Genomic DNA, 25,229 nt, shown 5'->3' with positions numbered 1-25,229 from the left:
GGCAGGGGTGGTGAGAAAGGGGAGAAGAGGGGTGAGACCAAGTGCAGGGGAAGAAGACGTGGATGTCCTCAAGGCTTCCAAAGCAGGAAGTTGCGGTACAGGGCAAGCCCGAGCGCGGCACTTTTCTCAGGGTGGAATTGGGTAGCAAAAATATTATCCCGGGCCACCGCACAGGTAAAGCGCAGGCCGTACTCGGTTTCCCCCGCGCTGTGGTGCGCATCTAACGGCTGCGCATAAAAACTGTGCACGAAATAAAACCAGGATTCGTCGGGCACGCCGGCCCAGATCGGGTGGGGCCGGCTCTGGCGCACACGGTTCCAGCCCATCTGCGGCACCTTGTAGCGGCTGCCATCGGGCTGGATCTGGCCTTCGAGCCGGAAACGCCTGACCTGGCCCGGGATCAGGCCCAGGCCCGGCGTGTCCTGTTCCTCGCTGTGGTCCAAGAGCATCTGCATGCCGACGCAGACACCCATCAGCGGCTTGTTCGCGGCGGCGTCGAGCACGGCCTCCTTCAGACCGGAGTCGGCCAGCTCGCGCATGCAGTCACGCATCGCGCCCTGGCCCGGCAGCACGACCCGCTCGGCGGCATAGACCTCCTCGGGTTTGGCGGTGATCACCACGTCCAGGCCCGAGTCCTGCGCCACATGCAGCACGGCCTGCGACACCGAGCGCAGATTGCCCATGCCGTAATCGACGACGGCGACGGTACGTCTCATGTCAGAGCGAGCCTTTGGTGGACGGGATGACGCCGGCGCTGCGCGGATCCAAGGTCATCGCCATCCGCAGCGCGCGGCCGAAGGCCTTGAACATGGTCTCGGCCTGGTGGTGGGCGTTATGGCCCTTCAGGTTGTCGACATGCAGGCTGACCAGCGCGTGATTGACGAAGCCCTGGAAGAACTCGAAGGTCAGCTGGGTGTCGAAAGCACCGATGCTGCCAGCGGTGAATTTGCAGTCCATCTGCAGGCCCGGGCGGCCGGAGAAATCGACCACCACGCGCGACAAGGCCTCGTCCAGCGGCACATAGCTGTGGCCGTAGCGGGTGATGCCCTTCTTGTCGCCGATGGCCTGGGCCACGGCCAGGCCCAAGGTGATGCCCACATCCTCGACCGTGTGGTGGCCATCGATGTGCAGGTCGCCCTTGGCCTCGATGTCCAGGTCGATCAGGCCGTGGCGGGCGATCTGGTCCAGCATATGGTCGAAGAAACCGATGCCGGTGTTGAGCTTGGCCTCGCCCGTGCCGTCCAGATTGACGCGTACCCTGATCTGGGTTTCCTTGGTGTTGCGGCTGACTTCGGCGATGCGCTCTGGCGTACTCATTGCAGACTCTCTGTGAGGGCGGCCAGCATGGCCGTGTTTTCATCCGGCGTGCCCACCGTGATGCGCAGGCAGTTGGCCAGCAGCGGGTGCATGGCCGAGACATTCTTGATCAGCACGCCACTGGCCTTCATCGCGTCGAAGCTGCGTGCCGCGTCGGCCACCCTGGCCAGAATCATATTGCCCTGGCTCGGAAAAGGCTGGATTCCGGGCATTTGCGCCAGCTCGGCCAGCAGGCGCTCGCGCTCGGCGCGCAGGATCTCGGCCTGCTGCGCATAGACCTCGGCATGCTCCAGCGCAAACAGCCCGGCCTCGGCATTGAGCACGCCGATATTGAAGGGCGGGCGGACCTTGTCAATTTCCTGGATCAGCGCCTGCTGGCCGATCAGATAGCCGATGCGCACGCCGGCCAGGCCGAACTTGCTCATCGTGCGCATCACCAGCACATGCGGATACCTGGCCAACAGGCCCATCGCATCGCGCTCGGCAAAGGGCTGGTAGGCCTCGTCCATCACCACCAGGCCTGGTGCCGCCTCGATGATGCGCTCGATAGCGCCGGCATCCCACAGATTGGCGGTCGGGTTGTTCGGATAGGCCAGATAGATCAGGGCCGGCTGCTGCTCCGCGATCGCGGCCAGCATCGCCGCCTCGTCGAGTTCGAAATCGGCCGTCAGCGGCACGCCGACAAAGCCCAGGCCCTGGTAGCGCGCCGAGATCTCGTACATCACGAAACTGGGCAGCGGCGACAGGATCTTCGCGCCGGGGCGGCTGATCGCCATCGCCAGCATCGTGATGATCTCGTCCGAGCCATTGCCCAGCGTGATGGCGCAGCCCGCCGGCATGCCGGCACGCGCGGCCAGCGCGGCGGCCAGCACGCCGGTGCGCGCCGCAGGGTAGCGGTTGATCGCGACCCGGCCCAGGCGCTCGCCCAGCTCGCGCTGCAGTGCCTCGGGCAGCCGGAACGGGTTCTCCATCGTGTCCAGCTTGATCAGGCCGGCGGCGCTTTGCACCGGATAGGCCTGGGTGGCGCGCACATCGTCGCGGATGCGGGCCAGGCTTTGTTGCGTCAGTCGGTCCATGCGGTCGGCTCGCTCTGCAAGGGATTGAGGATTCGCACGCTGTCGAGCTGCTGCTCGTGCGGCAGTTCCAGGCTCAAGAGCAGCTCGCAGCCCTGGGCCTTGGCGGCCGCGACGATCAGCGCGTCGGCATAGGCCAGGCCGAAGCGGCTCTCGATCGACCAGGCGCTCTCGACCGTCGCATGGTCGATCGCCCAGGGATTCCAGCGCTGGTAGCGCCGCACCTCGGCGCGCGCATCGCCATTGGGCATGGGCGGCTGGATGCGGGTCGTGACCAGGCGGTAGAAGTCGTTCAGCACCTGGGTCGAAACCCGGCCGGCGCGCTGCTGCCACAACAGCATCAGCCAGGCCAGAGCCTTGACCCGGGCCTCGGGATCGGCGCCGTCCTCGCTGAGGATCAGCACCGAGGTATCCACAAAGACCGGCTTCATGCCTCAGCGCTCCGCGCCGGATAGGCCGCGCCGTCCGAAACCCAGGAGCGCTCGCGGTGCAGCCAGTCCTGCAGCGCCCGCTGATAGGCGTCGTCATGCCGCATCTTCTCGGCCAGCATCTCGCCGACCAGGCGGGACACGCTGGTATTGCGCCGCGCGGCCTCCAGCCGGGCCCATTCGGCGACGCTGTCCTCCATGCTGACGGTCACGTTCTTCATGGCTCGAAATTTAACACGAAGTTCGTGCAACACGAAGTTCGTGTCAATTCGCCTCAGCTTTTCAAGCGCATCTCCGCCGCCCGCGCATGCCCTTGCAGGCCTTCGCCATAAGCCAGTTCGGCCGCAATCGGCCCCAGCTTCTGGGCGCCGGCCTCGCTGACCTCGATCAGGCTGCTGCGCTTCTGGAAGTCATACACCCCCAGCGGCGACGAGAAGCGCGCGGTGCCCGAGGTCGGCAGCACATGGTTGGGCCCGGCACAGTAGTCGCCCAACGATTCGCTGGTGTAGGCGCCCAGGAAGATCGCACCGGCGTGGCGCAGCAGCGGCTCCCAGCGATGCGGATCGGCGCTGGACACCTCCAGATGCTCCGGCGCGATGCGGTTGCTGATCTCGCAGGCTTCGTCCATCGAGCGGGTCTGTATCAGCGCGCCCCGCCCTTCAAGCGACGCTCGGATCACGTCCTGGCGCGGCATCGTCGGCAGCAGGCGCTCGATCGCCTCGCGGACCTTCTCGATATAGCCGGCATCGGGACAGAGCAGGATGCTCTGCGCCAGCTCGTCGTGCTCGGCCTGGCTGAACAGGTCCATCGCCACCCAGTCGGGCGGCGTCGTGCCATCGGCCAGCACCAGGATCTCGCTGGGGCCGGCAATCATGTCGATGCCGACCTGACCGAACACATGCTTCTTCGCACTGGCCACATAGGCATTGCCGGGGCCGGTGATCTTGTCGACGCGCGGCACCGTCGCCGTGCCATAGGCCAGCGCTGCGACGGCCTGGGCGCCGCCGACCGTGAAGGCCCGGTGCACGCCCGCCACATAGGCGGCGGCCAGCACCAGCGGGTTCTTGTCGCCCTTGGCGCCGTTTGAGGCGCCATCCCTGCGGGCTGGCGTGGGCACCACCATGATGATCTCGGGCACGCCGGCCACCTGGGCAGGAATCGCATTCATCAGCACGCTGCTCGGGTAGGCGGCCTTGCCACCGGGCACATAGATGCCGACACGGTCCAGCGGGGTCACTTTTTGCCCCAGCAGCGTGCCGTCCTCGTCGCGATAACTCCAGCTGAGGCCGCAGGCCTGCTTCTGGCGCTCGTGATAGCTGCGCACCCGCTCGGCAGCGGCCTGCAGCGCGCCGCGCTGGGCCGGGGTGATGGCCTCGAAGGCAGCCTTCAATTCCTCGCGCGTCAGTTCCAGCGAGGCCACCGTGTCGGCCTGCAGGCCGTCAAAGCGGGCCGTGTAATCCAGCACGGCCGCATCGCCGCGCGCGCGCACATCAGCCAGGATCTCGGCCACGCGGGTTTCGATGGCCGAATCTGTCTCGGCCGACCAGTGCAGCACACGCTGGAACTCGGCTTCGAAGTCGGGGCTGGCGGTATTCAGTTGGCGGAGCTTCAAGGACATCATGCGGCTCACTTCGGGATGGCGGAGGCGAAGGCGTCGATCAGGCGGCGCAGCGGTTCGCGCTTGAGCTTGAGCGCGGCCTGGTTGACGACCAGGCGGGCCGAGATGTCCATGATGAACTCGACCTCGCTCAGCTGATTGGCGCGCAGGGTGTTGCCGGTGGAGACCATATCGACGATGGCGTCGGCCAGACCCGTCAGCGGCGCCAGCTCCATCGAACCATAGAGCTTGATCAGGTCGACGTGCACGCCTTTCTCGGCGAAATGCTGGCGCGCGATCTCGGTGTACTTGGTGGCCACGCGAATGCGCGAGCCCTGCCTGACGGCGCCCGCGTAATCAAAGCCTTGGCGCACCGCCACGCTGACGCGGCACTTCGCGATGTTCAGGTCCAGCGGCTGGTAGAGGCCCGCGCCGCCATGCTCGATCAGGATGTCCTTGCCGGCCACGCCCAGATCGGCACCGCCATGCTGGACATAGGTGGGCACGTCGGAGGCACGCACCATCACGATGCGGACCTCGGGATTGCTGGTCGCCAGAATCAGCTTGCGCGAGGTCTCGGGGTCTTCCAGCACCTCGATGCCGGCGGCGCGCAGCAGCGGCAGGGTGTCGTCGAAGATGCGGCCTTTGGAGAGAGCCAGGGTGATCATGGTGCGTCTGTCGTCCTTGTGAATCGGGTTCAGCGGGACGGCAGCGGGTTCACCTAGCGGCGCCTCGCCGCCACCCGCTTGCAGAAAAGCGGATGGCGCTCAGGAATGATGGTGCTCGGCCGGGGAAGCAGCATGCTCGGCCGGCGTCAGTGTTTTCATGGAGAGCGCGTGGATCTGCTCGCGCATGCGGTCACCCAGGGCCTGGTACACGCGCTGATGGCGGCGCACACGGGACAGGCCTTCGAACTCGGTGGAGACGATGGTGGCGAAGAAATGCCGGCCGTCGCCCTCGACCTGCAGCGCTTGGCAGGGCAGGCCGTTGGCGATGAATTGCTGAACTTCTTGGGGAGTGGGATCGGCCATGGTGAGCAGGATTCTACTAAGAGCGGATCTTGTAGCCGCGGCGCAGCAGTTCCAGCGCCAGGGCGGCGAGCGCCAGGAAGCTCACGCCGACCAGGCCCAGGCTGATCCAGGGCGAGACATCGCTGACGCCAAAGAAGCCGCGCCGGAAGCCGTCGATCATGTAGAAGAAAGGGTTCAGATGGCTGACGCCCTGCCAGAACGGCGGCAGCGATTTGATCGAATAGAACACGCCGGACAGAAAGGTCATCGGCATGATGATGAAGTTCTGGAACGCAGCGATCTGGTCGAACTTCTCCGCCCACAGCCCCGCGATCAGGCCCAGGCTGCCCATGATGGCGGCGCCCAGCACGGCGAAGGTGACGATCCACAAGGGATTGGCCAGGCCCGGGGGCGCAAACCAGAAGGTCACGACGATCACGCCCAGCCCGACCACCAGGCCGCGCACGATGGACGCGCCGACATAGGCGACGAACCAGGCCCAGTGCGACAGCGGCGTCACCAGCAGGAAGACCAGATTGCCGGTGATCTTGCTCTGTATCAAGGACGAGGAGCTGTTGGCAAAGCTGTTCTGCAGCACGCTCATCATCACCAGGCCCGGGATCAGGAAGCTGGTGTAGCCGACCGAGTCGTAGACCTTCACATGATCCTCCAGCACATGGCCGAAGATCAGCAGATAGAGCACGGCGGTCAGCACCGGCGCGGCGACGGTCTGGAAGCTGACCTTCCAGAAGCGCAGCACTTCCTTGTAGAACAGCGTCCGAGCGCCTTGCAAACGGATGGCGCTCATTGATGGGCTCCTTGCATGATTTCCAGAAACACGTCTTCCAGATCGGCGCGGCCGATCTCCAGGTCTTCGACCGGGCAGCCCGCCGCGCGCAAGGTCGACAAAATGGTCTCGACCTCGGCCGCGTCATGGGCCTTGATCTGCACGATACGGCCGGTGACGCGCGACTGCTCGAGCAGCGCGGCCGGCAGCGCCGCATCGGTCTTGAAGCGCAGCATCGTCGAGGCCTTGCCCTTGAGCAGCTCGGAGGTGCTGTCCAGCGCGACGATGCGGCCCTGCTTGAGCATCGCGATGCGCTGGCACAGGGCCTCGGCTTCCTCCAGATAGTGCGTGGTCAGCAGCACCGTGTGGCCCTCGCGGTTCAGGCGCGCGATGAAGGCCCACAGCGTCTGGCGCAGCTCGACGTCGACGCCGGCGGTCGGCTCGTCCAGCACGATGACCGGCGGACGGTGCACCAGCGCCTGGGCCACCAGCACGCGGCGCTTCATACCGCCGCTGAGCTGGCGCATATTCGCATGGGCCTTGTCGGCCAGGCCGAGGTTCTCCAGCAGCTCGTCGATCCAGGCTTCGTTGCCCTTCACACCGAAATAGCCGCTCTGGATCTTCAGCGACTCCCGGACGCTGAAGAAGGGATCGAACACCAGCTCCTGCGGCACGATGCCCAGGGCCTTGCGCGCCGCCGCATAGTCGCTGACCACATCGTGGCCATGCACCTTGACCGCGCCGCCGCTGGCCTGCGACAGCCCGGCCAGGATGCTGATCAGGCTGGTCTTGCCGGCACCGTTGGGGCCCAGCAGACCGAAGAACTCGCCGGGCTGGATGTCGAAGGACACGCCATCAAGAGCCCGGACCTGCCCTCCCCGGTATGTTTTGCTGACGTTCTGGAAACTGATGGCGGGCTGGTCGGCCGGCAGGGGCTGGATAGGCATGGGCGGGCATTGTAGGGAGCGCCCACCAATCCCGCTCGGCAAAGGGTTTGCCCGGGGCAAGGCTGCGCAAAGCGCACAAGCCTTGATGCCAGAATCGGCGCCATGGTCACCAAGAAACCGCGCCGTACCGCGGAACGCATCCTCGAAGTCACGCTGGACTTGTTCAACCGCTTCGGCGAGCCCAATGTCTCGACCACGCTGATCTCGGCCGAGCTCAATATCAGCCCCGGCAATCTCTACTACCACTACCCGGCCAAGGACGAGCTGATCAACTCGCTGTTCGGCAACTACGAGCGCGAGCTCGGCGAGCTGCTGGGCGCGGCCGACAATGTGCGCCATGTCGAAGACGCCTGGCTGTTCTTCCATATGCTGATCGAGCTGATCTGGAAGCACCGCTTTCTTTATCGTGACCTGAACGATCTGCTGAGCAAGAATCGCAAGCTGGAGACGCATTTCCAGAGCGTGCTGGAGCGCAAGGCCCGGGCCATGCGCGCGGTGCTGGTGGGGCTGCAGTTCGGCGGCGCGCTGAAGATGGAGGCCCGCGAGGCCCCGCCGGTGGCCAACTCGATGGTGGTGCTGATGAGTTACTGGCTGAGCTACGAATATGTGCGCAACCCGCGCAACGCGCTGGAACCGGCCCAGGCCGGTGCGGCGCTGATGCGGGGCGCCTTCCATGTGCTGAGCCTGTTGCTGCCCTATCTGGAGAGCAACTCGCGCGAGCATCTGTTTGCCCTGGCGGGCAAGTATCAAGAGATGGATAGCTAGGAGCTGATGATGGCCAAGTGGACCGCCTTCCCCTATGACAACACCGCCTACCAGTACGACGCGGCGGCGCTGAAGAAGCACTGGGCCCGCCTGCATGCCGGCGACGCCGAGCCCTGGCCCAAGGAGGCGGCCGTGGTCCAGGCCTGGATCCACTTCCATGCCGGCGAATTCCAGAAGGCCTATGAAGCCGGGCTGGCCGCGGGCGCCGCCGGCACCACGGTCGCCAACAAGGCCCAGGCCATCTACGCCAACTACCTGGAGAAGAAGGAACAGACCAAGCTGGAGATGTTCCTGGAGGTGGCGGGCCGGGCCGAGGCCCAGCAGGCCGACGAACCCAAGAATCCCAACGCCTGGTACTGGCAGGCCTATGCGCTGGGTCGCTATGGCCAGGGCATCAGCGTCACCAAGGCCCTGGCCCAGGGCCTTGGCGGCAAGGTCAAGGGCGCGCTGGAGACCACCATCAAGCTCGCGCCCAAGCATGCCGATGCCCATATCGCCTTGGGCGCCTTCCATGCCGAGGTGATCGACAAGGTCGGCAAGCTGCTGGGCAAGACCCAGGGCGCCGATGCCGCGACCGGCCTGGCGATGTTCGCCCAGGCCGTCAAGCTCAATCCCAGCAGCGCGATCGCGATGATCGAGCGGGCCAACGGCCTGGTGATGCTGGAGGGCGACAAGCGCATGAAGGAGGCCGAGACGCTGTATGCCGACGCGGCGGCCTGCGAGCCGCTGGATGCGATGGAGTGTCTGGACGTGGAGCTGGCGCGGGAAGAGCTGGACGAGTGAAAACTCCGGGCTTTCCCGCCCCGCAAGCAGGGTGAGGCCGGCGCGAAAGCCTGACGCTAAGCTCCGCTCCGTCACCAACACCCCAACGCAAAATGAAGAACACCCTGCTCGCCCTGCTGCTGGCCCCGCTGGCCGTCACCGCATCCTGGGCCTCCTCCAGCCCAGAGATCCAGGCCTTGCGCGCCGACTGCGCCAGCAGCTATAGCGCCAAGCTCGGCACCCCGGCCGCCGACGAGCACCACTTCGTCTACGCCAAGGGCCAGTACAAGGGCGAGCACCGTGCCGGCCAGAGCCTGGCCTGCACCGAGTCGCAGTACGCCGCCTATCTGGACAAGGCCGACCCGGGCCGCGTGATGGCGGCCTACCCCAGCGCCGCCGGCCGACCCAAGGCCAAATAAGCCTCAGTCGCAGTCGCCCCAGGGCAGCATCAGCGCCAGCAGCAGCAGCTTGTTGAACTCGGGCGCAAAGCGCTCGACGATGGCCTCGGGATCGGGGCACAGGGTGCTGTCGGTGATCAGGCCGAACTGCACCTGGCCGGCATAGGTCAGGATGCTGACCCCCATGCCGACATCGCCGGACTGCGGCACCCAGAACATCACCCGCGTCACCGTGGAGCCGCAAAAGCTCAGAGCCTGGGCCGGCCCCGGCACATTGGTGACGACGGCCGTGGTCTTCTTCGCGAAGATGTTCAGCATCGCATGTTGGACCGGCTTGATCAGCAGCCCGGCGACCGACAGCAGGCCGAAGGCCAGCACCGGCTGGAAGCTGCCCTTGAGCTCCTGCATCCGCGCCTTCACCGCATACAGCCGCTCGACCGGATTGGCGATGCCGATCGGCAGCACCAGCGGCACCAGACCGAAGCGGTTGCCGAGCTGATAAGCCTTCTCCAGCGGCCGCAGATTGACCGGCACCATGGTGCGGATCTCCTTGCCCGCCGGATCCTCGCCGCGCTCGGCCAGATAGCTGCCGATTGCACCGGCCACGCAGGACAAGAGCACATCGTTGATCGAGGCATTCATCGCCTTGCCGACCGCCTTGACCGCGTCCAGCGGCAGGCCATCGGCCCAGGACACCCGCTTGGCACCGCCGGGCTTGCCCTTGAGCCGGGTCGGCGAATCGTCCGGCATCAGCGCAAAGGCCGCGATATCGCTGACGGCCTGATAGCCGATGCGCGCCATCTCCATCGAGCTGTCGACCGGGTGCGGCGGATCTATCCAGGCATCGACGCCCTTGGCCGCGCCGGCACCGGCCATGCGGATCGCCTTGATGCTCATATCGCTGAGCGGGCGCAGCAAGGTGTCGGTCAGCCAGTCCTGGTCGTCGCGCGGCTGCTGCTGGCGCTTGGGCGGCGCCTTGCCGCCATCGGTGATCGACAGCATCACCGCGATCAGCGCAATGCCATCGGCGATGCAGTGGTGGATGCGCGCCAGCAGCACGCTCTGCCCGTCCGCGAAATCCTCGATCAGCTGGAACTGCCACAGCGGCCGGACGGCGTCCAGGGGCGTGGCCGCCAGCTCGCCGACCCGGGCCTGCAGCGCGGCCTCGGCGCTCTGGCCGCGCAGCGGCAAGAGGATCTCGGCCTGCACATGGTTGGCGATGTCGAAGTCCTCATCCTCCACCCACTGGGCCCCGAGCGCGTCCTCGACCACCTTCTGGCGAAAGCGCGTGTACTGCAAGAGCCTGGCCTCGACCCGCTCGCGCAGCGCCGCCAGCGTGATGCCGGGCCGGATGTACCAGACGCCGACAATCATCATCAGATTGGCGTCGGTATCCATGCGCAGCCAGGCGGTGTCCACCCGCGACATGCGTTCATGCAGCTGTGCCAAGTCCGTCTCCTTGATGTTCTAGAGTTCTGTGCCCAGACAATGCTGGTTAACATCGCCAGCGTCCATCCCGATCAACACCAAGCAGGAGACATTCAAGATGAGCCTGAAAGACCAGTTCGAAGCCGCCGTGGCCGGATCCAAGAGCCTGCCCGAGCGCCCCGACAACATGACCCTGCTGAAGCTCTACGCGCTCTACAAGCAAGGCAGCAGCGGCGACGTCGAAGGCTCCCGCCCCGGCTTCACCGATATGGTCGGCCGCGCCAAGTGGGATGCCTGGAACGAGCTGAAGGGCACCGGCACCGACGAGGCTCAGCAGCAGTACATCGACCTGATCGAATCGCTGAAATAAGGCCCCGACCCGGGACCTCGATTGCCAAGCGACCGCTCAGGTCGCTTTTTTCTTTTTTGCTGCCGTCTTTGCCGCAGCGCCGGCGGCCAGCAGGCCGTCCAGCTCCTTCTGGATCTCACCCTCGATGGTGGACTTGAAGGCCCCCAGCAGCAGGCCCAGCTTGGCATGCAGATCGAAATGGTCGGCCGCGACAATCAACTCACCCTTGACGCCCGATCGCGTGAAGGTGACCGTGTCGCTGGTCTTGCCTTCCAGCACCGCGCACTCCATATCGAACTTGGCCTCGACCTGCTCGGCCCAGGCCCAGGCGATCTCGCGGGCCTTTTTCAGGCCCAGTTCATGATCGCGGTGGATGCGGATATCGGCCATCGGGGTCTCCTAGGGATTCATCAATAGTTGTTGGCGCCGCTGCGCCTTGGTCAAGTCTGCCAGACGTCGCACCTCGGCATGGAAAGCCGGCCAGTCGCGCCCCTGCCGTTCGAACAGCGCCTCGAAGGCCGGGCTCAGCTGGTGGTAGCTGGCCAGCAGGGCCAGGCTGGCGTTGTTGGCGCGCGCGAACCAAGCCTCGTAGCCGGGGGCTGGCGCGGCCCGCATCTGCTGCAGCAGCTCGGCCTTGGCGGCGCGCTTGGCCGCCTCGTCCAGCGGGCCGGCATACAGGGCCTCCAGCTTGCGCCGCCAGGCCATCGCTTCGGTCTGGAAGCGCCGGCGCCGCTCGTCGCCCTGCAGATACTGCTCGCGGGCCGCCGCCCGCCCGGGGCCGTCCAGCCAGGCCAGCACGCCCAGGCGCTCCACCGTGGTGGCGAAGGACTCGTTGAACTCGGTATCGTCGGCCGCATAAGCCACCTGATGCGCCAGCTCGTGAAAGATCATGCGTGCCAGCTCGCCCTCGGGATAGGCGATGAAGGTGCTCAGCAGCGGATCGCCGCCGAACAGCCGGCTCCAGCCCAGGGTCGAATAGGCCGGCACGCCATAGACCAGCACCTCCAGCCCTTCGTCGGCGCGCAGCCGCTGCGCATAGGCCTCGGCCTCGGCCCGGTCGAAAAAGCCGCGATAGCCGGCGCAGCCCATCACCGGGTAGCACCAGGTCTTCAGGCGCAGGCTCAGCTCCGGTGTCGCGACCACATTCCAGACCGCCGCGCCGCGCCGCAGATCGGCGTAGCGGCGGTAGCTCGCGTTATCGGGCAGGCCCAGCTCGCGGCTGGCGAAATCGCGGATGCGCTGGCTCAATGCCAGGCGCTCGCGCAGCGAAGCGTCGAGCGACGCGTCGGCCACCAGCTCGGCCACCGGCCTGGCGGCCCCGACCAGGCGCAGATGCCCGCCGACCGCCTGACCCAGATACCCGATCTGCGCGCAGCCGCTCAGCAGCGCCGCGGCCATCAAGCCCAGGCAGGCCGCCGCCCTCACCGCGCCGCTTCCACCTCGACCAGGCAGTCATAGAAGCTCGGCGCCCGGCCCAGATCGGTCAGGCGCTGGTGCGTGACTTCGTTGACATTGCTGCCGCGCAGGCCCAGCTTGCGCCACCAGACGCCCAGGCCATTGACGACACCGGGGCGTGCCCGCGTGCTGACGCGGGCGATGCAGTGGTAGCTGCCGCGCTCGTTGAACACTCGCACCTCGGCGCCGTCGGCCAGGCCGCGTGCGGCCGCATCGTCGGCATGGATCTCCAGCAGCGGCTCGCCCTCGATATCGCGCAGGCTCTTGACGTTGACGAAGCTGCTGTTGAGGAAGTTGCGCGCCGGCGGCGAGATCATCGCCAGCGGGAAGCGTGCAGCCAGCTCGGGTGTCGACGCCGCGCTCTCGTAATTGGGCAGGTAGTCGGCGCCGCCGGCCTGGGCGCGGCCGCTGGGGGTCAGGAACTGACCCTGCGCAAACGGCGCCTCGGCCACCGGCAGCGATTGCCAGCCCTGCGCGCGCAGGGCCTCGAAGTCGATCGCATCGGTGAAGGCCTGGCGGGCCAGGTCCTCGTCGCTGTCCCGGAAGCAGGCCTCGGTATAGCCCATCGCCGCCGCCAGCTCGCGGAAGATCTGCGTGTTCGGCTTGGCCTCGCCCAGCGGCGCGACGGCCGGCTCATTGATCAGCACATCGGTGTGGCCGTAACTGGTGTGCACATCCAGATGCTCGAGCTGGGTGGTGGCCGGCAAGACATAGTCGGCCAGATCGGCCGTGTCGGTCATGAAGTGCTCCAGCACCACGGTGAACAGATCGGCGCGCTGAAAACCCGCCACCACCTTGGGCGACTCGGGCGCCACCGCGACCGGATTGCTGTTGTAGACGATCAGGGCCCGGATCTTCGGGCCGAACTCGTCGGAGCCCTCGCGCAGCAGATCGTCGCCGATGGTGCTCATATTGATCAGCCGCGCCGGCGCGCTGCCGCGCAGCTCGGGGCATTCGAGCGCCGGGTTCTTGAAGGGCGCGAACCAGCCCGAGCTCGACAGCAGCAGGCCGCCGGCGCGGTGCCGCCAGGCCCCGGTCAGGCAGGGCAGCAAGGCGATCAGCCGCACCGCATTGCCACCGCCGCGCACCCGCTGCATGCCGTAGTTCAGCCGGATCGCGGCGGGCGCCTCGACCATATTCCGTTGCCCGTAGTCGCGTGCCAGGCCGCGCACCTCGTCGGCGCCGATGCCGCAGACCTCGGCCGTGCGCTCGGGCGGCCAGGCCAGGGCCTTGGCGCGCAACTCGTCCCAGCCCTCGACATGGGCACTCAGATAATCATGGTCCAGCCAGTCATGGGCGATCAGCTCATGCATCAGCCCCAGCGCCAGCGCACCGTCGGTGCCGGGCAGCAGCGCGATGTGCTGGTGGCATTTGTCGGCCGTCTCGGTCTTGCGCGGGTCGATGCAGATCAGCTTGGCGCCCTCGCGCTTGGCCTTCATCGCATAGGTCCAGAAATGCAGATTCGATGCGATCGAGTTGCTGCCCCAGATCAGGATCAGTCGGCTCTCGGCGAAATAGGGCAGGTGCATGCCCAGCTTGTGGCCATAGGTCGCGCTCAGCGCGGCCGCGCCGGCCGAGGCGCAGATGGTGCGGTCCAGACAGGAGGCGCCCAGCTTGTTGAAGAAGCGGCCCGCCATCGCCTCGCCCTGCAGCAGGCCCATGGTGCCGGCATAGCTATAGGGCAGCACGGCCTGCGGGGGCAGCGCTTGCAGCCGCGCGGCGATGTCGGTCAAGGCCTGACCCCACTCGACCGGCTCGAAGCGCGGCGCCTCGTGCTTGGCGCTGACCCGCTTCAGCGGCCGCAGCACGCGCTCGGCGTGGTAGGTGCGCTCCGGGTAGCGCGAGACCTTGGTGCACAGCGCGCCATGGGTGCTGGGATGGTCGGCCTGGCCCTGCACCTTGATGACGCGGCCGGCCTCGACCGTGATGCGCAGCGCGCAGGTGTCCGGGCAGTCGTGCGGACAGGCGCCCTTCACGGTAGTCGTATCTGATGGTGACAAGGCAGCGGCAATCGAGTTCATCCGCGAACTATTGCACAGAGCCGATAGCCCCATGGGCGCTACCCTTGAGCCCTGCCATTTTTGACCCCTTCATCCCCCTCAGGAGAGCCGATTTGCAACGACGTCACTGCCTCACCGGCCTGGCCGCACTGACCCTGCCGGCCTGGCTGCAAGCCCAGGAGCGCCGCCGCATCGTGCTCGGCCAGTCGGCCCCGCTGACCGGCCCCGCCGCCCAGCTGGGCCTGCAGATGCAGGCCGGCGCCAAGCTGCACTTCGACGCCGTCAATGCGGCCGGCGGCATCAACGGCCTGCCCATCGAGCTGCGCAGCCTGGACGACGGCTACGAGCCCGAGCGTTGCAAGGCCAATACCGAGAAATTCATCGCCGAGGACGTGTTCGCGCTGTTCGGCTATGTCGGCACGCCGACCTCGCTGGCGGCGCTGCCGCTGGTCAATCAGCACAAGATCCCCTTCTTCGCCCCCTTCACCGGTGCCGAGGCGCTGCGCGACCCGGCCAGCCGCTGGGTCTTCCATGTGCGCGCCTCCTATTTCGACGAGACCGCACTGATCGTCAAGCAGCTGACCCAGCTGAGCCTGAACAAGATCGCCGTGTTCCACCAGAACGATGCCTATGGCCGGGCCGGCCTGGAGGGCGTGCAGCGGGCGATGCAGTCGCGCTCGCTGAAGCCGCAGGCCGTCGGCACGGTGGAGCGCAACAGCGTCGATGTGGCCGCCGCCGTCAAGGCCCTGGTGCCGGGCGCGCCCGAGGCCATCGTGATGATCAGCGCCTACAAGAGCTGCGCCGCCTTCATCCGCGAGGCCCGCAAGGCCGGCTATGGCGGCGTGTTCTACAACGTCTCCTTCGTCGGCACCCAGTCGCTGTCCGACGAGCTGGGCAAGCAGGCGCTGGGCGTGGTCGTCAGCCAGGTCATGCCCTACCCCTTCGGCTCCGCCATCGGCATCGTCGAGGAATACCAGGAAGCGGTGCAACGCGCCGGGGGCGATCTGCGCCCCAACTACACCGGCATGGAGGGCTTTCTGGCCGCCAAGGTCTTCAGCGAAGGCCTGCGCCGCATGGGGCGGCCCAGCCGCGAGGGCCTGGTGGCCGCGCTGGAGGGCATGCAGAACTACAACGCCGGTGGCTTCACCGTGAAGTTCGGTCCCGGCAAGCATGTGGGATCCAGCTTTGTCGAGCTGTCGATGCTGACCGGGGACGGCAAGGTCAGGCGCTGAGCCCCCGCTGCAGACGGCGCCACCCCCGGGTAAACTGACCCGACACCGGCGCCGGCCTGCCGCCGCGCGCCTCCCATCCTACGGAGTGCCGCCATGAAGTTGATCGACTCAATCCTGGCCGATGCGCCAAGCATCGCGACCCTGCGACGAGATATTCACGCCCACCCAGAGCTCTGTTTCCAGGAAGAACGCACCGCCGATGTGATCGCGCGTGCGCTGACCGAATGGGGTATTCCCGTGCATCGCGGCCTGGGCAAGACCGGCGTCGTCGGCATCGTCAAGAACGGCACGAGCGACCGCGCGGTGGGCCTGCGCGCCGACATCGATGCGCTGCCGATGACCGAGCACAACCAGTTCGCCCATGCCAGCAAGCACCCCGGCAAGATGCACGCCTGCGGCCATGACGGCCACACCGCGATGCTGCTGGCCGCCGCCAAGCACCTGGCCAAGCACCGCAATTTCGATGGCACCGTCTACCTGGTCTTCCAGCCCGCCGAGGAAGGCGGCGGCGGCGCCCGCGAGATGATCAAGGACGGGCTGTTCGACAAGTTCCCGATGGAGGCCATGTTCGGCGCGCACAACTGGCCCGGCATGGCGGCCGGCCAGTTCGCCGTCAGGAGCGGCCCGGTGTTCGCGTCCAGCAATGAATTCAAGATCGTGATACGCGGCAAGGGCTCGCACGCCGCGCTGCCTCACAACGGCATCGACCCGGTGCCGGTGGCCTGCCAGATGGTGCAGGCCTTCCAGACCATCATCACCCGCAACAAGCGGCCGATCGATGCCGGCGTGATCTCGGTGACGATGATCCATACCGGCGAGGCCACCAATGTCGTGCCCGACAGCTGCGAGATCCAGGGCACGGTGCGCACCTTCACCCTGGAGGTGCTGGACCTGATCGAGCGCCGCATGAAGGCCATCGCCGAGGCGACCTGCCAGGCCTTCGAGGCGACTTGCGAATTCAGCTTCCACCGCAACTACCCGCCGACGATCAACCACGCAAAGGAAACCGACTTCGTGCGCGCGGTGCTGGGCGATGTGGTCGGCGCGCAGAACGTGCAGGAATTCGAGCCGACCATGGGCGCCGAGGACTTCAGCTTCTTCCTGCTCGAAAAACCCGGCTGCTATTTCCTGATCGGCAATGGCGACGGCACGCACCGCGAGGGCGGCCATGGCCTGGGCCCCTGCATGCTGCACAACCCCAGCTATGACTTCAATGACGAACTGATCCCGCTGGGCGGCTCGATGTGGGTGCGCATGGCCGAAACCTGGTTGAACTCGCCCAAGCCCTGATGAGCGCCGCCACTTTCTTTTCGCAGAGTTACGCCGAGGCGCGCGGCAAGTTCCTGGCTGCCGTCGAGGCCGCCGGGCTGGACAATGAGCCGCACTGGCATCCGCTGCTGGGTCGCGACGGTGAGCGCCTGGCGATGGATGTGGTGCGCCAGGGCCCGCGCGATGCGAAGCGGCTGCTGATCATCAGCAGCGCCTGCCACGGCGTCGAAGGCTTTTGCGGCTCGGGCGTGCAGACCGGCCTGCTGTCCGATCCGGACTGGCATGAAGCCGTCAAGACCAGCGGCGTGGCCGTGCTCTATGTCCACGCGCTGAACCCGCATGGCTTCTCCTGGTGGCGCCGCGTCACACAGGAGGGGGTGGACCTGAACCGCAACTTCCACGACTTCCACCAGCCGCTACCGCACAACGCCGGCTACGACGAGATCGCCGCCGCGCTGATCCCGGCGCACTGGCCGCCGACGCCGGCCGACGAGGCGCTGCTGTCCGACTATGCCGCCCGGCACGGCGAGCGCGGGCTGCAGACCGCCATCACCAGCGGCCAGTACGCCCACGAGCTGGGCCTGTTCTACGGTGGCCATGCGCCGACCTGGAGCAATGTCACCCTGCGCCATGTGCTCGAAGAACAGGGCCAGGCTGCCGAGGCGATCGCCTGGATTGATCTGCACACCGGCCTGGGCCCCAGCGGCCATGGCGAGCGCATCTTTGCCTGCAAGAACGATGCGGCGGCGCTGGCGCGCGCACGCGCCTGGTGGGGCTCCGAAGTGACCTCGATCTACGACGGCAGCTCCAGCTCGGCCCCGCTGGTGGGCCTGATGTGGACCGCCGTCGCCGATGCCTGCCCGGAGGCCGCCTACACCGGCATCGCGCTGGAATACGGCACTCTGCCGCTGGATCAGATGATTGGTGCGCTGCGCGCCGACCACTGGCTGGAAGCCCATCCCGAGGCGCCGGCCGAGCAGGCCGCCCAGATCAAGCGCCAGATCCGCGACGCCTTCTATATCGATAGCTACGAGTGGAAACAACAGATCCTGGACCAGGCCCAGCAAGCTGCCCGCCAGGCGATCCGGGGGCTGAGCGCATGACGACCGCCGCACAGATCGAAGCCGACACCCGCGCCTGGCTGGAGAAGGCCGTGATCGGCCTGAATCTCTGCCCCTTCGCCAAGAGCGTGCATGTCAACAATCGGCTGCGCTATGTGGTCAGCAGCGCGACGACGCCCGAGGAGTTGCTGAAGGAGCTCGCCAAGGAGCTGCTGCTGCTGCGCCGCAGCGACCCCGACGAGATCGAGACCACGCTGGTGATACACCCGCAGGTGCTGCAGGACTTCCTCGACTTCAACGACTTCATCGGCGCTGCCGATGCCCTGGTCGAGGACCTGGAGCTGGACGGCGAGCTGCAGATCGCCAGCTTCCATCCCCAGTACCAGTTTGAGGGCACCGCGCCGGACGACATCAGCAACTACAGCAACCGCGCGCCCTACCCCACCCTGCACATCCTGCGCGAGAGCAGCATCGAGCGTGCGGTGGACACCATGGCCGATACCGATGCGATCTACGAGGCCAATATGGCGACCTTGGAGAAGCTCGGCCTGGACGGCTGGAAGGCGCTTGGGCTGAAGCCCTGATCATGATGTCCTGATTTGACCGCAGGCGGTCCGGACCCGGCGCGACGCGGCCGGTCCGCGGCGGCAAGATCGAAGCACTCAAACCCATCGGAGTGCCCGTCATGAAAACCGCCCTGCTGCTGATCGACATCCAGGAATCCTTTCGCCACCGCCCCTATTGGAGCGGGGCCGATCTGCCCGACTTCCTGGCCGCCAACACCCGCCTGATAGCAGGCACGCAGGCCCTGGGCCTGCCCATCGTCCGCATCCTGCACAGCGACGGCCCGGAGCATGCCGACAATGCCTTCGCGCTGGCCTCGGGCCGGGTCATGCCGCTAGAGGAGCTGCCGCGCTACGAGGCCGCCGCCGAATTCATCAAGCACCGGCACAGCGCCCTGGTCGGCACCGGCCTGGCCATCTGGCTGCACCAGCAAGGCATCCAGCGCCTGATCATCACCGGCATCCGCAGCGAGCAATGCTGCGAGACCACCACCCGCCATGCCAGCGACGAGGGCTGGCAGGTCGACTATGTGAGCGAGGCGACGCTGACCTTCGCGATGACGCACGCCAGCGGCGCCACGCTCAGCGCGGCCGAGCTGAAGCTGCGCACCGAGACCGTGCTGCAGGACCGCTTCGCCCAGGTCTGCACGGCCGAGCAAGCGCTGCAACGGGCCCGGCAGGCGCTCGGGCGTTAAGCTGGCGGTCATGTCCGCAATTGATGTCTTGATGCTGGTGCAGCCGCGCGCGCTGCTGCTGGACCTGGCCGGGCCGGCCGAGGCCTTCCGGCTGGCCAACCAGGCCCTGGCCGGGCGCGGCCGGCCGCCGGCCTTTCGGCTGCGCTTCATCGCGGCACAGCCGCAATGCCTCAGCTCGGTAGGCCTCGCGGTCGCCGGGCTGGAGCCGCTGCCGGCTGCGCTGGCCAGCGACAGCTGGCTGGTGCTGGTCGGCTGCCGCAGCGAGCTGCCCGGCGAGCCGCCGCCCGACAGCGCCGCGCTGGCGGCCGAGCTCGCGGGCCTGCGCTGGCTCGCGCAGCAGGGTCAGGTCTTGCTGAGTGGCGGCGGGCGGCTGCTGACGGTCTGCTCCGGCGCGCTGCTGGCGGCCGAGGCCGGCCTGCTGGCCGGGCGGCGCTGCACCACCCATCACGAGCTGCTGGACGCGCTGCGCCAGGCCGAGCCACGCGCCCTGGTGGTGGACAACCGCGTCTTCGTGCTCGACGGTCCGCTGGCCAGCAGCGCCGGCATCACCGCCGGCATCGACCTGGCCCTGCACCTGATCGCCCAGCTGTGCGGCGCGGCGCTGGCCGCGACGGTGGCGCAGACCATGGTGGTCTATCTGCGCCGCGGTACGGCCGACCCCGAGTTGTCACCCATGCTGGCGCACCGCCACCATCTGCACCCGGCCCTGCACCGAGTGCAGGACGCGATCTGCACCGACCCGACCGAGGACTGGAGCCTGGCCCGCATGGCCGAGGCCGCCCATGTGACGCCGCGCCATCTGAGCCGGCTGTTCGCCGCCCATGCCGGCGTGACGCCGCTGCACTATCTGCAGGCGATACGGCTCGAACGTGCCCGCCAGGCGCAGGCCGGCGGCCTCGCGGCCAGCCAGGCGGCGCTGCAAGCCGGCTTCAGCTCGGACCAGCAGCTGCGCCGGGCCCGCCGCGCCGCCGCCCGCTGCTGAGCAGCCGGCAAAAGCCCTGAGCCCGACAAGGCGGTTGACGCGGCCGCTGCTTGCAGCCTAATATGACGGTCATCATATTTACCAGCAGAACCCCGTGACCGCCACCACGCCCAGCCGCAAGGAACTGACCCACGAGCGCATCCTCGAGACGGCGGCGCGCGAGATCCGGCGCGTCGGCTATGGCGGCATCGGCGTGGCCGATCTGATGAAGCAGGCCGGCCTGACCCATGGCGGCTTTTATGCCCACTTCTCCTCCCGCGACGCCATGCTGGCCGAGGCCATGGAATGGGCAGGCCGGGACAGTGAGCGCAGGCTCACTTCGCGTTTGGCCAAGGCCGAGCAGCACGGCAGCGACCCCTTCGTCGCGCTGGTCGAGGGCTATCTGTCGCCCGCCCATCTGGCCGGACCCGAGGCCGGCTGCCCGGTGGCGGCGCTGGCTTCGGAGATGCCGCGCCAGTCGGCCGAGGTGCTGGCGGCCGGGCGCAGCCGGGTGCAGGCCCTGATGACACGGGTGCAGCAGGTGCTGCCCACGGCCGATGCCGACCAGGCCCGCGTCATCGTCAGCAGCCTGGTCGGCGCGCTGCAACTGGCCCGCGCGCTGGGCGACAACGCCGACGGCCATGCGCTGCTGGCCGCCAATCGCGAAGCCTTGCTGGCCCGCCACGGGCAGAAGACCCGGTCCGCCCTCTCCCCTTAGGACCAGAGCAAGCCCCGGCATCAGAGACTTGCTTTTGCCTCAATTTATGACGATTGTCATATTTCTCCTCACCCCCTTGCCTGAAAGATCCACCATGAAGCTCGAAAACTCCGTCGTCCTGATCACCGGCGCCAATCGCGGCCTCGGTCTGGCCTTTGCCCGCGAAGCCCTGGCCCGCGGCGCGCGCAAGGTCTATGCAGCCGCCCGCGACCCGGACAGCATCAGCCTGCCCGGCGTCCTGCCGATACGGCTCGATGTCAGCAATGCCGAGAACATCGCGGCGGTCGCCGCGCAATGCGGCGATGTCAGCATCCTGATCAACAACGCCGGCATCGCCACGCTGGGCGGTTTCCTCGCGCCCGATGCGATCGAGGCCGCGCAGCGCCAGATGGACACCAACTACTTCGGCCCGCTGCGCATGGCCCGCGCCTTCGCGCCGGTGCTGGCCGCCAATGGCGGCGGCGCCTTGCTGAACGTGCTGTCGATCGCCAGCTGGATCAATGGCCCCCTGCTGGCCACCTATGGCGCGACCAAGTCGGCCGCCTGGGCGCTGACCAATGGCCTGCGCCAGGAACTCAGCGGCCAGGGCACGCTGGTGACCGGCCTGCATATGGGTTTTGTCGATACCGACCTGACCCAGGGCCTCGATGTACCCAAGACCACGCCCGAGGCCGTGGTGGCCCAGGCCTTCGACGGCCTGGCGGCCGGCGCCACCGAGGTACTGGCCGACGAGCTCACGCGCCAGGTCAAGCAGGGCCTGGCGGCCGGCGTCTATCTGCAGGCGCTGTCGCACTGAACGCGGCCCCACGCCATGAGCAGCCTCGCCGCCACCGCCACCCCGCCCGCTGACGCCGGCGGCACCCGCTCACCCTGGCCGGTGTTCTGGATTGCCAGCGTCGCCGTCTTCCTGGTCTCGCTGGACAGCACCTTGCTGTTCGCCGCTTTCGGCAGCCTGCGGGCCGCCTTTCCGGCGGCGACGGCGGCCGATATGTCCTGGGTGCTGAATGCCTACACGGTGGTCTATGCGGCGATGCTGATCCCGTCCGGCGGCCTGGCCGATGCGCACGGCCGCAAGCGCGTCTTCATGATCGGCGTCGTGCTGTTCCTGGCGGCCTCGGCCGCCTGCGGTCTGGCCGGCAGCGTCGGCTGGCTGATCGCGGCGCGGGTGCTGCAGGCCATCGGCGCGGCGCTGCTGACGCCCGCCTCGCTGTCGCTGGTGCTGGCGGCGTTCCCGGCCTCGCGGCGCGCGGTGGCGGTGAGCTTGTGGGGGGCGGTCGGCGCGCTGGCGGCGGCGGTCGGGCCCAGCCTCGGTTCGCTGGTGGTCGACAGCATCGGCTGGCCCTGGGCCTTCTATCTGAACCTGCCGCTGGGCGCGCTGTCGCTGTGGTTCGGCGCACGGCTGCTGGGCGAGGTGCGCCGGCCCGAGGCGCGGCGACCGCTGGACCTGGTGGGCATGAGCCTGCTGATCGTGGGGGTCGGCGCGGTCACGCTGGCCATCGTCCAGTCGGAATCGCCGAGCTGGCGGCGCGACGAGCTGCTGATGGCCGGCGCGCTGGGCCTGGTCGCGCTGATCGGTTTTGTGCTGTGGGCCCGCCATGCGCCGGCGCCGCTGCTGGACCTGGCGCTGTTCCGCAGCCGCACCTACCGCTATGTGAACCTGGCGACGCTGGCCTTCGGCACCGCGTTCGCGATGATGTTCTTCACCTTCTTCTTCTACATGGCGCAGATCTGGCACTACAGCCTGCCGCAGGCCGGCCTGGCCGTGACCCCGGGCCCGCTGCTGGTGATGCCCTCGGCCATCCTGACCGGCCGACTCGCGGCCCGGCATGGCCACCGGCCCTTCCTGGTCGGCGGTGCGCTGGTCTATGCCTGCAGCGGCCTGTGGTTTTTGCTGGTGCCGGGCGTCGAGCCGGCCTATCTGACGCAGTGGCTGCCGGGCCTGCTGCTCAGCGGCATCGGCGTCGGCATGGTGCTGCCCTCGCTGTCGGGTGCGGCGGTGATGGGGCTGCCGGCCCAGCACTACGCGGTCGGTAGCGCCGTCAACCAGGCCACCCGCCAGATCGGCGCGGTGCTGGGTGTGGCGCTGACCGTGCTGCTGCTCGGCCATGCGCAGCTGCAGCGTGCCGACTTCGACGCGGTCTACGCCCTGCATGTGGGCCTGGCCCTGCTGACCGGCCTGCTGTGCCTGGCGGTCAATACCAAACCGGCGGCGACGACCTGAGCAAGGCCTAGATCCGTCCCAGCAGCAGCAGGACGATCAGGATCACGACGACCAGACCCAGACCGCCGCTGGGGCCATAGCCCCAGTTGCGGCTGTGCGGCCAGGAGGGCAGCGCGCCGATCAGGAACAGGATGAGGACGATGAGCAGGATGGTGCTGAGTGCCATGAAGGTCTCCTTCTGAAGACCTCGACAGTAGGGCCGCCCCGGCCTACCGACGGTAGTCCGGACCCACCATCGGGCGTAGTCGGGCAACGGGTCGCGGCCGGGTTGGCGTCCTACACAGGCTGGAAACACCCTTCCCTGCCTCTTACGGCCGAGCCGGCGGCAGGCCACATGACGGATCCAAAGAAGGCGAAACTGGGGCATGGTCAGCCCACGGCAAACCAAGCTCGGCGCTGAACCTCATCGCCCCAAGGAGAACCCCATGTTCGGACTGACGACGCTCGGCTTCATCCACACCCTGATCAGCCTGGTGGCCCTGGCCGCTGCCCTGGTCGCCCTGCTGCGCGACAAGGCCATCCTGCCGGACCGGCCGGTCGGCAAGCTCTACATCTGGGCCACGGTGCTGACCTGCCTGACCGGCTTCGGCATCTTCGAGCACGGCGGCTTCGGCAAGCCCCATGTGCTGGGCATCGTGACCCTGCTGGTGCTAGGCCTGGCCACCGTGGCCGGCCGGAGCCGGCTGCTGGGCCACGCCGCGCCCTATGTGGAGACGGTCAGCTACTCGCTGACGGTGTTCTTCCACATGATCCCCGGCGTCACCGAGACCTTCACCCGCCTGCCCAGCGGCGCACCGCTGTTCAGCAGCCCGGAGGACCCGAAGCTCGAGAAGGTGGTCGGCGTGATCTTCCTGCTGTTCCTGATCGGCGCCACGCTGCAGGTGCGTCGGCTGCGAGCGGCGCGCCGCTCGGCCAGCCGGCCGATCAGCGTCTGAACGGTCGAAGCCGGCCGCCGGGCGCGAGCGCTCAGGTCCCAGTTGGGGGGACCGACGACCCGGCAAGCTTGAGCGCCGCCAGCGCCAGCGCATGCGCTTGCACCAATTCCGGCGCCGCATCGAAATGCCAGAGATAGCGCGTCGTGAAGAGCTCGCTGCTGTGCCGGTCCAGGCTCAGCAGCGCGCGGGCACGCTGGGCCACGGCCGCCGGGGCCGAGAGAGCGTCGCCGTCACCGTCCAGCGCTTCGTCCAGCATCACGATCAGACGGCTCAGCGGTTCAAGCCAACGCATCTCATCGGCATAGGCCATCACCTGCAGAAAGTCGCCGGACGATTGCCGGCCGTGCTGTTTCTCGTACTGGCGCCGCTCCAACTCAACCAGCACGCGATGCAGGTCGAGGAGCGCGATGCGCAGGGCTTGGCAAGGATCTTTTTGCATGGCTTGTGTCGGGAGGGTTTGCTCAATTTTCATATCCATCCATACTGGGCCTGTCGCGGAGCATGGATTTCCGAGGAGCTGGCATCATGAGTGGACGCAGACAGCAAGACTTTCCGCCCGGCCTGCAGGGCGGGCTCGAGCACGACAACGAAGACCATCGTCTCGGCGAGACGGGGCAGACTGGCCCAGAGGCGCCGGGCGACGTCAATCGCAGCCATCCGGAGCTGGGCAATACCGGGGCGGATGAGCCGGTCGCCAAGCCTGCCGCGCCGAAAAGCTAGCGGCACACGCCCCCGGCCCTCTGTTGTGGAGGCCGGGCGGGGCGCTATTTGATGTCAAGGATCTTCATCGCCTTGGCCAGTGTGTCGACCGACTCCTGGTGCTTGCCGGCCTTGTGCAAGGCTTCGCCGTCGGCGCGCAGCTTCTTCACATCACTCATCTGCTCGGCCGTGAGCTTGGGGCTCTTGGCCAAGGCCTCGTCGATCTTCTTCATGTCGGCGGGGCAGTGGAAGGCGAACGCCGCGCTCGACACCATCAAGGCCGCTGCAGCGAGGTAGGAAGGTAGCGTCATGCTGATCTCCAGTCGTTTGGGTGAGCGATGGAACAAGGGGCCAAGCCCACGACGAGTCTAGCCCCGGCGCCGGCCACTGTTTCGGCAGATTCATGCCCGCCCCTCTTGAAAGCCCTCGGCACAACCCTATAATCGGTCTGCTAGCACTCACCAAGATAGAGTGCTAACGATCCGAAACGGCTTCGCCACGACGGGTCTTCGCATGTGAATGGGTGCTCGATTCACAGTGCACCCATTGATCCAGCACC

General features: G+C 67.4%; 32 protein-coding genes. 15 read left to right on the top strand and 17 right to left on the bottom strand.

What is annotated here, in order from left to right; all coding sequences use genetic code 11:
* Nucleotides 1-68: 68 nt before the first annotated feature.
* The 10 genes from hisH to ABGI63_RS07975 all read right to left on the bottom strand — a co-directional run bounded on the left by hisH (nucleotide 69) and on the right by ABGI63_RS07975 (nucleotide 7,159).
* On the bottom strand, nucleotides 69-716 hold the full coding sequence (hisH, locus tag ABGI63_RS08020) for an imidazole glycerol phosphate synthase subunit HisH (protein WP_349741950.1): 648 nt from the start codon (nucleotides 714-716) through the stop codon (nucleotides 69-71).
* A 1-nt stretch (nucleotide 717) separates the two neighbouring features.
* Nucleotides 718-1,317, bottom strand: coding sequence for an imidazoleglycerol-phosphate dehydratase HisB (gene hisB / locus ABGI63_RS08015; protein WP_349741949.1), 600 nt, complete (start codon nucleotides 1,315-1,317; stop codon nucleotides 718-720).
* Nucleotides 1,314-2,393 (bottom strand): histidinol-phosphate transaminase, encoded by a 1,080-nt coding sequence (hisC, locus tag ABGI63_RS08010; RefSeq protein WP_349741948.1) that lies wholly within the window; start codon nucleotides 2,391-2,393, stop codon nucleotides 1,314-1,316. Before hisC ends, hisB begins: the two co-directional genes overlap by 4 nt.
* The gene (locus tag ABGI63_RS08005) at nucleotides 2,381-2,821 is read right to left on the bottom strand and encodes a PIN domain-containing protein (RefSeq protein WP_349741947.1); all 441 of its coding nucleotides are present in this window, start codon (nucleotides 2,819-2,821) and stop codon (nucleotides 2,381-2,383) included. The genes hisC and ABGI63_RS08005 overlap by 13 nt, the downstream gene beginning before the upstream one ends.
* Nucleotides 2,818-3,039 carry a CopG family transcriptional regulator gene (locus ABGI63_RS08000; RefSeq protein ID WP_262970156.1) on the bottom strand — a complete coding sequence of 74 codons (222 nt, stop codon included), beginning with the start codon at nucleotides 3,037-3,039 and terminating at the stop codon, nucleotides 2,818-2,820. Before ABGI63_RS08000 ends, ABGI63_RS08005 begins: the two co-directional genes overlap by 4 nt.
* A 53-nt stretch (nucleotides 3,040-3,092) precedes the next feature.
* A complete protein-coding gene (gene hisD, locus ABGI63_RS07995) occupies nucleotides 3,093-4,436 on the bottom strand; it encodes a histidinol dehydrogenase (RefSeq protein WP_432767389.1) in 1,344 nt (447 codons plus the stop codon).
* An 8-nt stretch (nucleotides 4,437-4,444) separates the two neighbouring features.
* Nucleotides 4,445-5,083 (bottom strand): ATP phosphoribosyltransferase, encoded by a 639-nt coding sequence (gene hisG / locus ABGI63_RS07990; RefSeq protein WP_272645895.1) that lies wholly within the window; start codon nucleotides 5,081-5,083, stop codon nucleotides 4,445-4,447.
* Between the two features lie 99 nt (nucleotides 5,084-5,182).
* Entirely contained in the window at nucleotides 5,183-5,446 is a 264-nt protein-coding gene (locus ABGI63_RS07985) for a BolA family protein (RefSeq protein WP_137943710.1), read from the bottom strand.
* Nucleotides 5,447-5,462: 16 nt separating this feature from the next.
* Nucleotides 5,463-6,218, bottom strand: a complete 756-nt coding sequence (locus ABGI63_RS07980; RefSeq protein ID WP_137943770.1) for an ABC transporter permease — start codon at nucleotides 6,216-6,218, stop codon at nucleotides 5,463-5,465.
* A gap of 11 nt (nucleotides 6,219-6,229) precedes the next feature.
* Entirely contained in the window at nucleotides 6,230-7,159 is a 930-nt protein-coding gene (locus ABGI63_RS07975; RefSeq protein WP_349741945.1) for an ABC transporter ATP-binding protein, read from the bottom strand.
* A 102-nt stretch (nucleotides 7,160-7,261) separates the two neighbouring features.
* Here ABGI63_RS07975 and ABGI63_RS07970 point away from each other — a divergent pair, with 102 nt between their 5' ends.
* From ABGI63_RS07970 to ABGI63_RS07960, 3 genes are all read left to right on the top strand, one after another.
* Nucleotides 7,262-7,924 (top strand): TetR/AcrR family transcriptional regulator, encoded by a 663-nt coding sequence (locus ABGI63_RS07970; protein WP_349741944.1) that lies wholly within the window; start codon nucleotides 7,262-7,264, stop codon nucleotides 7,922-7,924.
* A 9-nt stretch (nucleotides 7,925-7,933) separates the two neighbouring features.
* Nucleotides 7,934-8,707, top strand: coding sequence for a hypothetical protein (locus ABGI63_RS07965; RefSeq protein ID WP_137943707.1), 774 nt, complete (start codon nucleotides 7,934-7,936; stop codon nucleotides 8,705-8,707).
* A 92-nt stretch (nucleotides 8,708-8,799) separates the two neighbouring features.
* Nucleotides 8,800-9,105 (top strand): hypothetical protein, encoded by a 306-nt coding sequence (locus ABGI63_RS07960; RefSeq protein ID WP_137943706.1) that lies wholly within the window; start codon nucleotides 8,800-8,802, stop codon nucleotides 9,103-9,105.
* 3 nt (nucleotides 9,106-9,108) lie between these two features.
* Here the strand turns inward: ABGI63_RS07960 and ABGI63_RS07955 are convergent, their stop codons facing one another.
* Nucleotides 9,109-10,512, bottom strand: a complete 1,404-nt coding sequence (locus tag ABGI63_RS07955; protein WP_349742388.1) for a wax ester/triacylglycerol synthase family O-acyltransferase — start codon at nucleotides 10,510-10,512, stop codon at nucleotides 9,109-9,111.
* 118 nt (nucleotides 10,513-10,630) lie between these two features.
* On the opposite strand from ABGI63_RS07955, the gene ABGI63_RS07950 reads away from it, so the two are divergent.
* Nucleotides 10,631-10,882 (top strand): acyl-CoA-binding protein, encoded by a 252-nt coding sequence (locus tag ABGI63_RS07950; protein WP_349741943.1) that lies wholly within the window; start codon nucleotides 10,631-10,633, stop codon nucleotides 10,880-10,882.
* A 36-nt stretch (nucleotides 10,883-10,918) separates the two neighbouring features.
* Here the strand turns inward: ABGI63_RS07950 and ABGI63_RS07945 are convergent, their stop codons facing one another.
* Genes ABGI63_RS07945 through ABGI63_RS07935 form a run of 3 tightly spaced genes read right to left on the bottom strand, consistent with a single transcriptional unit; the run spans nucleotide 10,919 to nucleotide 14,337 of the window.
* Entirely contained in the window at nucleotides 10,919-11,251 is a 333-nt protein-coding gene (locus tag ABGI63_RS07945; RefSeq protein ID WP_137943704.1) for a polyhydroxyalkanoic acid system family protein, read from the bottom strand.
* Nucleotides 11,252-11,260: 9 nt separating this feature from the next.
* Nucleotides 11,261-12,286 carry an aminopeptidase gene (locus ABGI63_RS07940; RefSeq protein WP_349741942.1) on the bottom strand — a complete coding sequence of 342 codons (1,026 nt, stop codon included), beginning with the start codon at nucleotides 12,284-12,286 and terminating at the stop codon, nucleotides 11,261-11,263.
* Nucleotides 12,283-14,337, bottom strand: a complete 2,055-nt coding sequence (locus ABGI63_RS07935; protein ID WP_349741941.1) for a molybdopterin-containing oxidoreductase family protein — start codon at nucleotides 14,335-14,337, stop codon at nucleotides 12,283-12,285. The genes ABGI63_RS07940 and ABGI63_RS07935 overlap by 4 nt, the downstream gene beginning before the upstream one ends.
* 92 nt (nucleotides 14,338-14,429) lie before the next feature.
* Between ABGI63_RS07935 and ABGI63_RS07930 the strand changes: the two genes are divergently transcribed.
* The 9 genes from ABGI63_RS07930 to ABGI63_RS07890 all read left to right on the top strand — a co-directional run bounded on the left by ABGI63_RS07930 (nucleotide 14,430) and on the right by ABGI63_RS07890 (nucleotide 23,036).
* Nucleotides 14,430-15,548 (top strand): ABC transporter substrate-binding protein, encoded by a 1,119-nt coding sequence (locus tag ABGI63_RS07930; RefSeq protein WP_349741940.1) that lies wholly within the window; start codon nucleotides 14,430-14,432, stop codon nucleotides 15,546-15,548.
* A 93-nt stretch (nucleotides 15,549-15,641) separates the two neighbouring features.
* Complete coding sequence (locus ABGI63_RS07925) at nucleotides 15,642-16,838, top strand: M20 aminoacylase family protein (RefSeq protein WP_262970164.1); 1,197 nt, start codon at nucleotides 15,642-15,644, stop codon at nucleotides 16,836-16,838.
* Nucleotides 16,835-17,920 (top strand): M14 family metallopeptidase, encoded by a 1,086-nt coding sequence (locus ABGI63_RS07920; RefSeq protein ID WP_432767399.1) that lies wholly within the window; start codon nucleotides 16,835-16,837, stop codon nucleotides 17,918-17,920. Before ABGI63_RS07925 ends, ABGI63_RS07920 begins: the two co-directional genes overlap by 4 nt.
* On the top strand, nucleotides 17,917-18,462 hold the full coding sequence (locus tag ABGI63_RS07915) for a DUF1415 domain-containing protein (protein ID WP_349741938.1): 546 nt from the start codon (nucleotides 17,917-17,919) through the stop codon (nucleotides 18,460-18,462). Before ABGI63_RS07920 ends, ABGI63_RS07915 begins: the two co-directional genes overlap by 4 nt.
* A 101-nt stretch (nucleotides 18,463-18,563) precedes the next feature.
* The gene (locus ABGI63_RS07910) at nucleotides 18,564-19,136 is read left to right on the top strand and encodes a cysteine hydrolase family protein (RefSeq protein ID WP_349741937.1); all 573 of its coding nucleotides are present in this window, start codon (nucleotides 18,564-18,566) and stop codon (nucleotides 19,134-19,136) included.
* Nucleotides 19,137-19,146: 10 nt separating this feature from the next.
* Nucleotides 19,147-20,118: a GlxA family transcriptional regulator gene (locus ABGI63_RS07905; protein WP_349741936.1), complete on the top strand. Its 972-nt coding sequence runs from the start codon at nucleotides 19,147-19,149 to the stop codon at nucleotides 20,116-20,118.
* 94 nt (nucleotides 20,119-20,212) lie between these two features.
* The gene (locus tag ABGI63_RS07900) at nucleotides 20,213-20,815 is read left to right on the top strand and encodes a TetR/AcrR family transcriptional regulator (protein WP_349741935.1); all 603 of its coding nucleotides are present in this window, start codon (nucleotides 20,213-20,215) and stop codon (nucleotides 20,813-20,815) included.
* 94 nt (nucleotides 20,816-20,909) lie between these two features.
* Complete coding sequence (locus ABGI63_RS07895; protein ID WP_349741934.1) at nucleotides 20,910-21,611, top strand: SDR family oxidoreductase; 702 nt, start codon at nucleotides 20,910-20,912, stop codon at nucleotides 21,609-21,611.
* Nucleotides 21,612-21,626: 15 nt separating this feature from the next.
* Nucleotides 21,627-23,036, top strand: coding sequence for a DHA2 family efflux MFS transporter permease subunit (locus ABGI63_RS07890; protein WP_349741933.1), 1,410 nt, complete (start codon nucleotides 21,627-21,629; stop codon nucleotides 23,034-23,036).
* A 7-nt stretch (nucleotides 23,037-23,043) separates the two neighbouring features.
* On the opposite strand, the gene ABGI63_RS07885 is transcribed toward ABGI63_RS07890, so the two are convergent.
* Nucleotides 23,044-23,202 (bottom strand): DUF3309 family protein, encoded by a 159-nt coding sequence (locus ABGI63_RS07885; RefSeq protein ID WP_349741932.1) that lies wholly within the window; start codon nucleotides 23,200-23,202, stop codon nucleotides 23,044-23,046.
* Between the two features lie 259 nt (nucleotides 23,203-23,461).
* Here ABGI63_RS07885 and ABGI63_RS07880 point away from each other — a divergent pair, with 259 nt between their 5' ends.
* On the top strand, nucleotides 23,462-23,971 hold the full coding sequence (locus ABGI63_RS07880; RefSeq protein WP_349741931.1) for a hypothetical protein: 510 nt from the start codon (nucleotides 23,462-23,464) through the stop codon (nucleotides 23,969-23,971).
* A 31-nt stretch (nucleotides 23,972-24,002) separates the two neighbouring features.
* On the opposite strand, the gene ABGI63_RS07875 is transcribed toward ABGI63_RS07880, so the two are convergent.
* Entirely contained in the window at nucleotides 24,003-24,443 is a 441-nt protein-coding gene (locus ABGI63_RS07875; protein ID WP_349741930.1) for a hypothetical protein, read from the bottom strand.
* A 53-nt stretch (nucleotides 24,444-24,496) separates the two neighbouring features.
* Between ABGI63_RS07875 and ABGI63_RS07870 the strand changes: the two genes are divergently transcribed.
* Nucleotides 24,497-24,691 (top strand): hypothetical protein, encoded by a 195-nt coding sequence (locus tag ABGI63_RS07870; protein ID WP_349741929.1) that lies wholly within the window; start codon nucleotides 24,497-24,499, stop codon nucleotides 24,689-24,691.
* A gap of 44 nt (nucleotides 24,692-24,735) precedes the next feature.
* On the opposite strand, the gene ABGI63_RS07865 is transcribed toward ABGI63_RS07870, so the two are convergent.
* The gene (locus ABGI63_RS07865) at nucleotides 24,736-24,981 is read right to left on the bottom strand and encodes a PA2433 domain-containing protein (protein WP_349741928.1); all 246 of its coding nucleotides are present in this window, start codon (nucleotides 24,979-24,981) and stop codon (nucleotides 24,736-24,738) included.
* Nucleotides 24,982-25,229 lie beyond the last annotated feature (248 nt).

Source organism: Roseateles cavernae (assembly GCF_040187885.1).
Lineage (GTDB): Bacteria > Pseudomonadota > Gammaproteobacteria > Burkholderiales > Burkholderiaceae_C > Roseateles_E > Roseateles_E cavernae.
The sequence above is the reverse complement of the archived record's forward strand: the minus strand, read 5'-3'. Positions and strand labels throughout refer to the sequence as shown.

What these genes read in the sequence shown, in the direction of transcription:
- hisH (WP_349741950.1), bottom strand. Translation starts at nt 716, where the DNA reads ATGAGACGTACCGTCGCCGTCGTCGATTACGGCATGGGCAATCTGCGC.
- hisB (WP_349741949.1), bottom strand. Translation starts at nt 1,317, where the DNA reads ATGAGTACGCCAGAGCGCATCGCCGAAGTCAGCCGCAACACCAAGGAA.
- hisC (WP_349741948.1), bottom strand. Translation starts at nt 2,393, where the DNA reads ATGGACCGACTGACGCAACAAAGCCTGGCCCGCATCCGCGACGATGTG.
- ABGI63_RS08005 (WP_349741947.1), bottom strand. Translation starts at nt 2,821, where the DNA reads ATGAAGCCGGTCTTTGTGGATACCTCGGTGCTGATCCTCAGCGAGGAC.
- ABGI63_RS08000 (WP_262970156.1), bottom strand. Translation starts at nt 3,039, where the DNA reads ATGAAGAACGTGACCGTCAGCATGGAGGACAGCGTCGCCGAATGGGCC.
- hisD (WP_432767389.1), bottom strand. Translation starts at nt 4,436, where the DNA reads ATGTCCTTGAAGCTCCGCCAACTGAATACCGCCAGCCCCGACTTCGAA.
- hisG (WP_272645895.1), bottom strand. Translation starts at nt 5,083, where the DNA reads ATGATCACCCTGGCTCTCTCCAAAGGCCGCATCTTCGACGACACCCTG.
- ABGI63_RS07985 (WP_137943710.1), bottom strand. Translation starts at nt 5,446, where the DNA reads ATGGCCGATCCCACTCCCCAAGAAGTTCAGCAATTCATCGCCAACGGC.
- ABGI63_RS07975 (WP_349741945.1), bottom strand. Translation starts at nt 7,159, where the DNA reads ATGCCTATCCAGCCCCTGCCGGCCGACCAGCCCGCCATCAGTTTCCAG.
- ABGI63_RS07970 (WP_349741944.1), top strand. Translation starts at nt 7,262, where the DNA reads ATGGTCACCAAGAAACCGCGCCGTACCGCGGAACGCATCCTCGAAGTC.
- ABGI63_RS07965 (WP_137943707.1), top strand. Translation starts at nt 7,934, where the DNA reads ATGGCCAAGTGGACCGCCTTCCCCTATGACAACACCGCCTACCAGTAC.
- ABGI63_RS07960 (WP_137943706.1), top strand. Translation starts at nt 8,800, where the DNA reads ATGAAGAACACCCTGCTCGCCCTGCTGCTGGCCCCGCTGGCCGTCACC.
- ABGI63_RS07955 (WP_349742388.1), bottom strand. Translation starts at nt 10,512, where the DNA reads ATGTCGCGGGTGGACACCGCCTGGCTGCGCATGGATACCGACGCCAAT.
- ABGI63_RS07950 (WP_349741943.1), top strand. Translation starts at nt 10,631, where the DNA reads ATGAGCCTGAAAGACCAGTTCGAAGCCGCCGTGGCCGGATCCAAGAGC.
- ABGI63_RS07945 (WP_137943704.1), bottom strand. Translation starts at nt 11,251, where the DNA reads ATGGCCGATATCCGCATCCACCGCGATCATGAACTGGGCCTGAAAAAG.
- ABGI63_RS07935 (WP_349741941.1), bottom strand. Translation starts at nt 14,337, where the DNA reads ATGAACTCGATTGCCGCTGCCTTGTCACCATCAGATACGACTACCGTG.
- ABGI63_RS07925 (WP_262970164.1), top strand. Translation starts at nt 15,642, where the DNA reads ATGAAGTTGATCGACTCAATCCTGGCCGATGCGCCAAGCATCGCGACC.
- ABGI63_RS07915 (WP_349741938.1), top strand. Translation starts at nt 17,917, where the DNA reads ATGACGACCGCCGCACAGATCGAAGCCGACACCCGCGCCTGGCTGGAG.
- ABGI63_RS07910 (WP_349741937.1), top strand. Translation starts at nt 18,564, where the DNA reads ATGAAAACCGCCCTGCTGCTGATCGACATCCAGGAATCCTTTCGCCAC.
- ABGI63_RS07905 (WP_349741936.1), top strand. Translation starts at nt 19,147, where the DNA reads ATGTCCGCAATTGATGTCTTGATGCTGGTGCAGCCGCGCGCGCTGCTG.
- ABGI63_RS07895 (WP_349741934.1), top strand. Translation starts at nt 20,910, where the DNA reads ATGAAGCTCGAAAACTCCGTCGTCCTGATCACCGGCGCCAATCGCGGC.
- ABGI63_RS07890 (WP_349741933.1), top strand. Translation starts at nt 21,627, where the DNA reads ATGAGCAGCCTCGCCGCCACCGCCACCCCGCCCGCTGACGCCGGCGGC.
- ABGI63_RS07885 (WP_349741932.1), bottom strand. Translation starts at nt 23,202, where the DNA reads ATGGCACTCAGCACCATCCTGCTCATCGTCCTCATCCTGTTCCTGATC.
- ABGI63_RS07880 (WP_349741931.1), top strand. Translation starts at nt 23,462, where the DNA reads ATGTTCGGACTGACGACGCTCGGCTTCATCCACACCCTGATCAGCCTG.
- ABGI63_RS07875 (WP_349741930.1), bottom strand. Translation starts at nt 24,443, where the DNA reads ATGAAAATTGAGCAAACCCTCCCGACACAAGCCATGCAAAAAGATCCT.
- ABGI63_RS07870 (WP_349741929.1), top strand. Translation starts at nt 24,497, where the DNA reads ATGAGTGGACGCAGACAGCAAGACTTTCCGCCCGGCCTGCAGGGCGGG.
- ABGI63_RS07865 (WP_349741928.1), bottom strand. Translation starts at nt 24,981, where the DNA reads ATGACGCTACCTTCCTACCTCGCTGCAGCGGCCTTGATGGTGTCGAGC.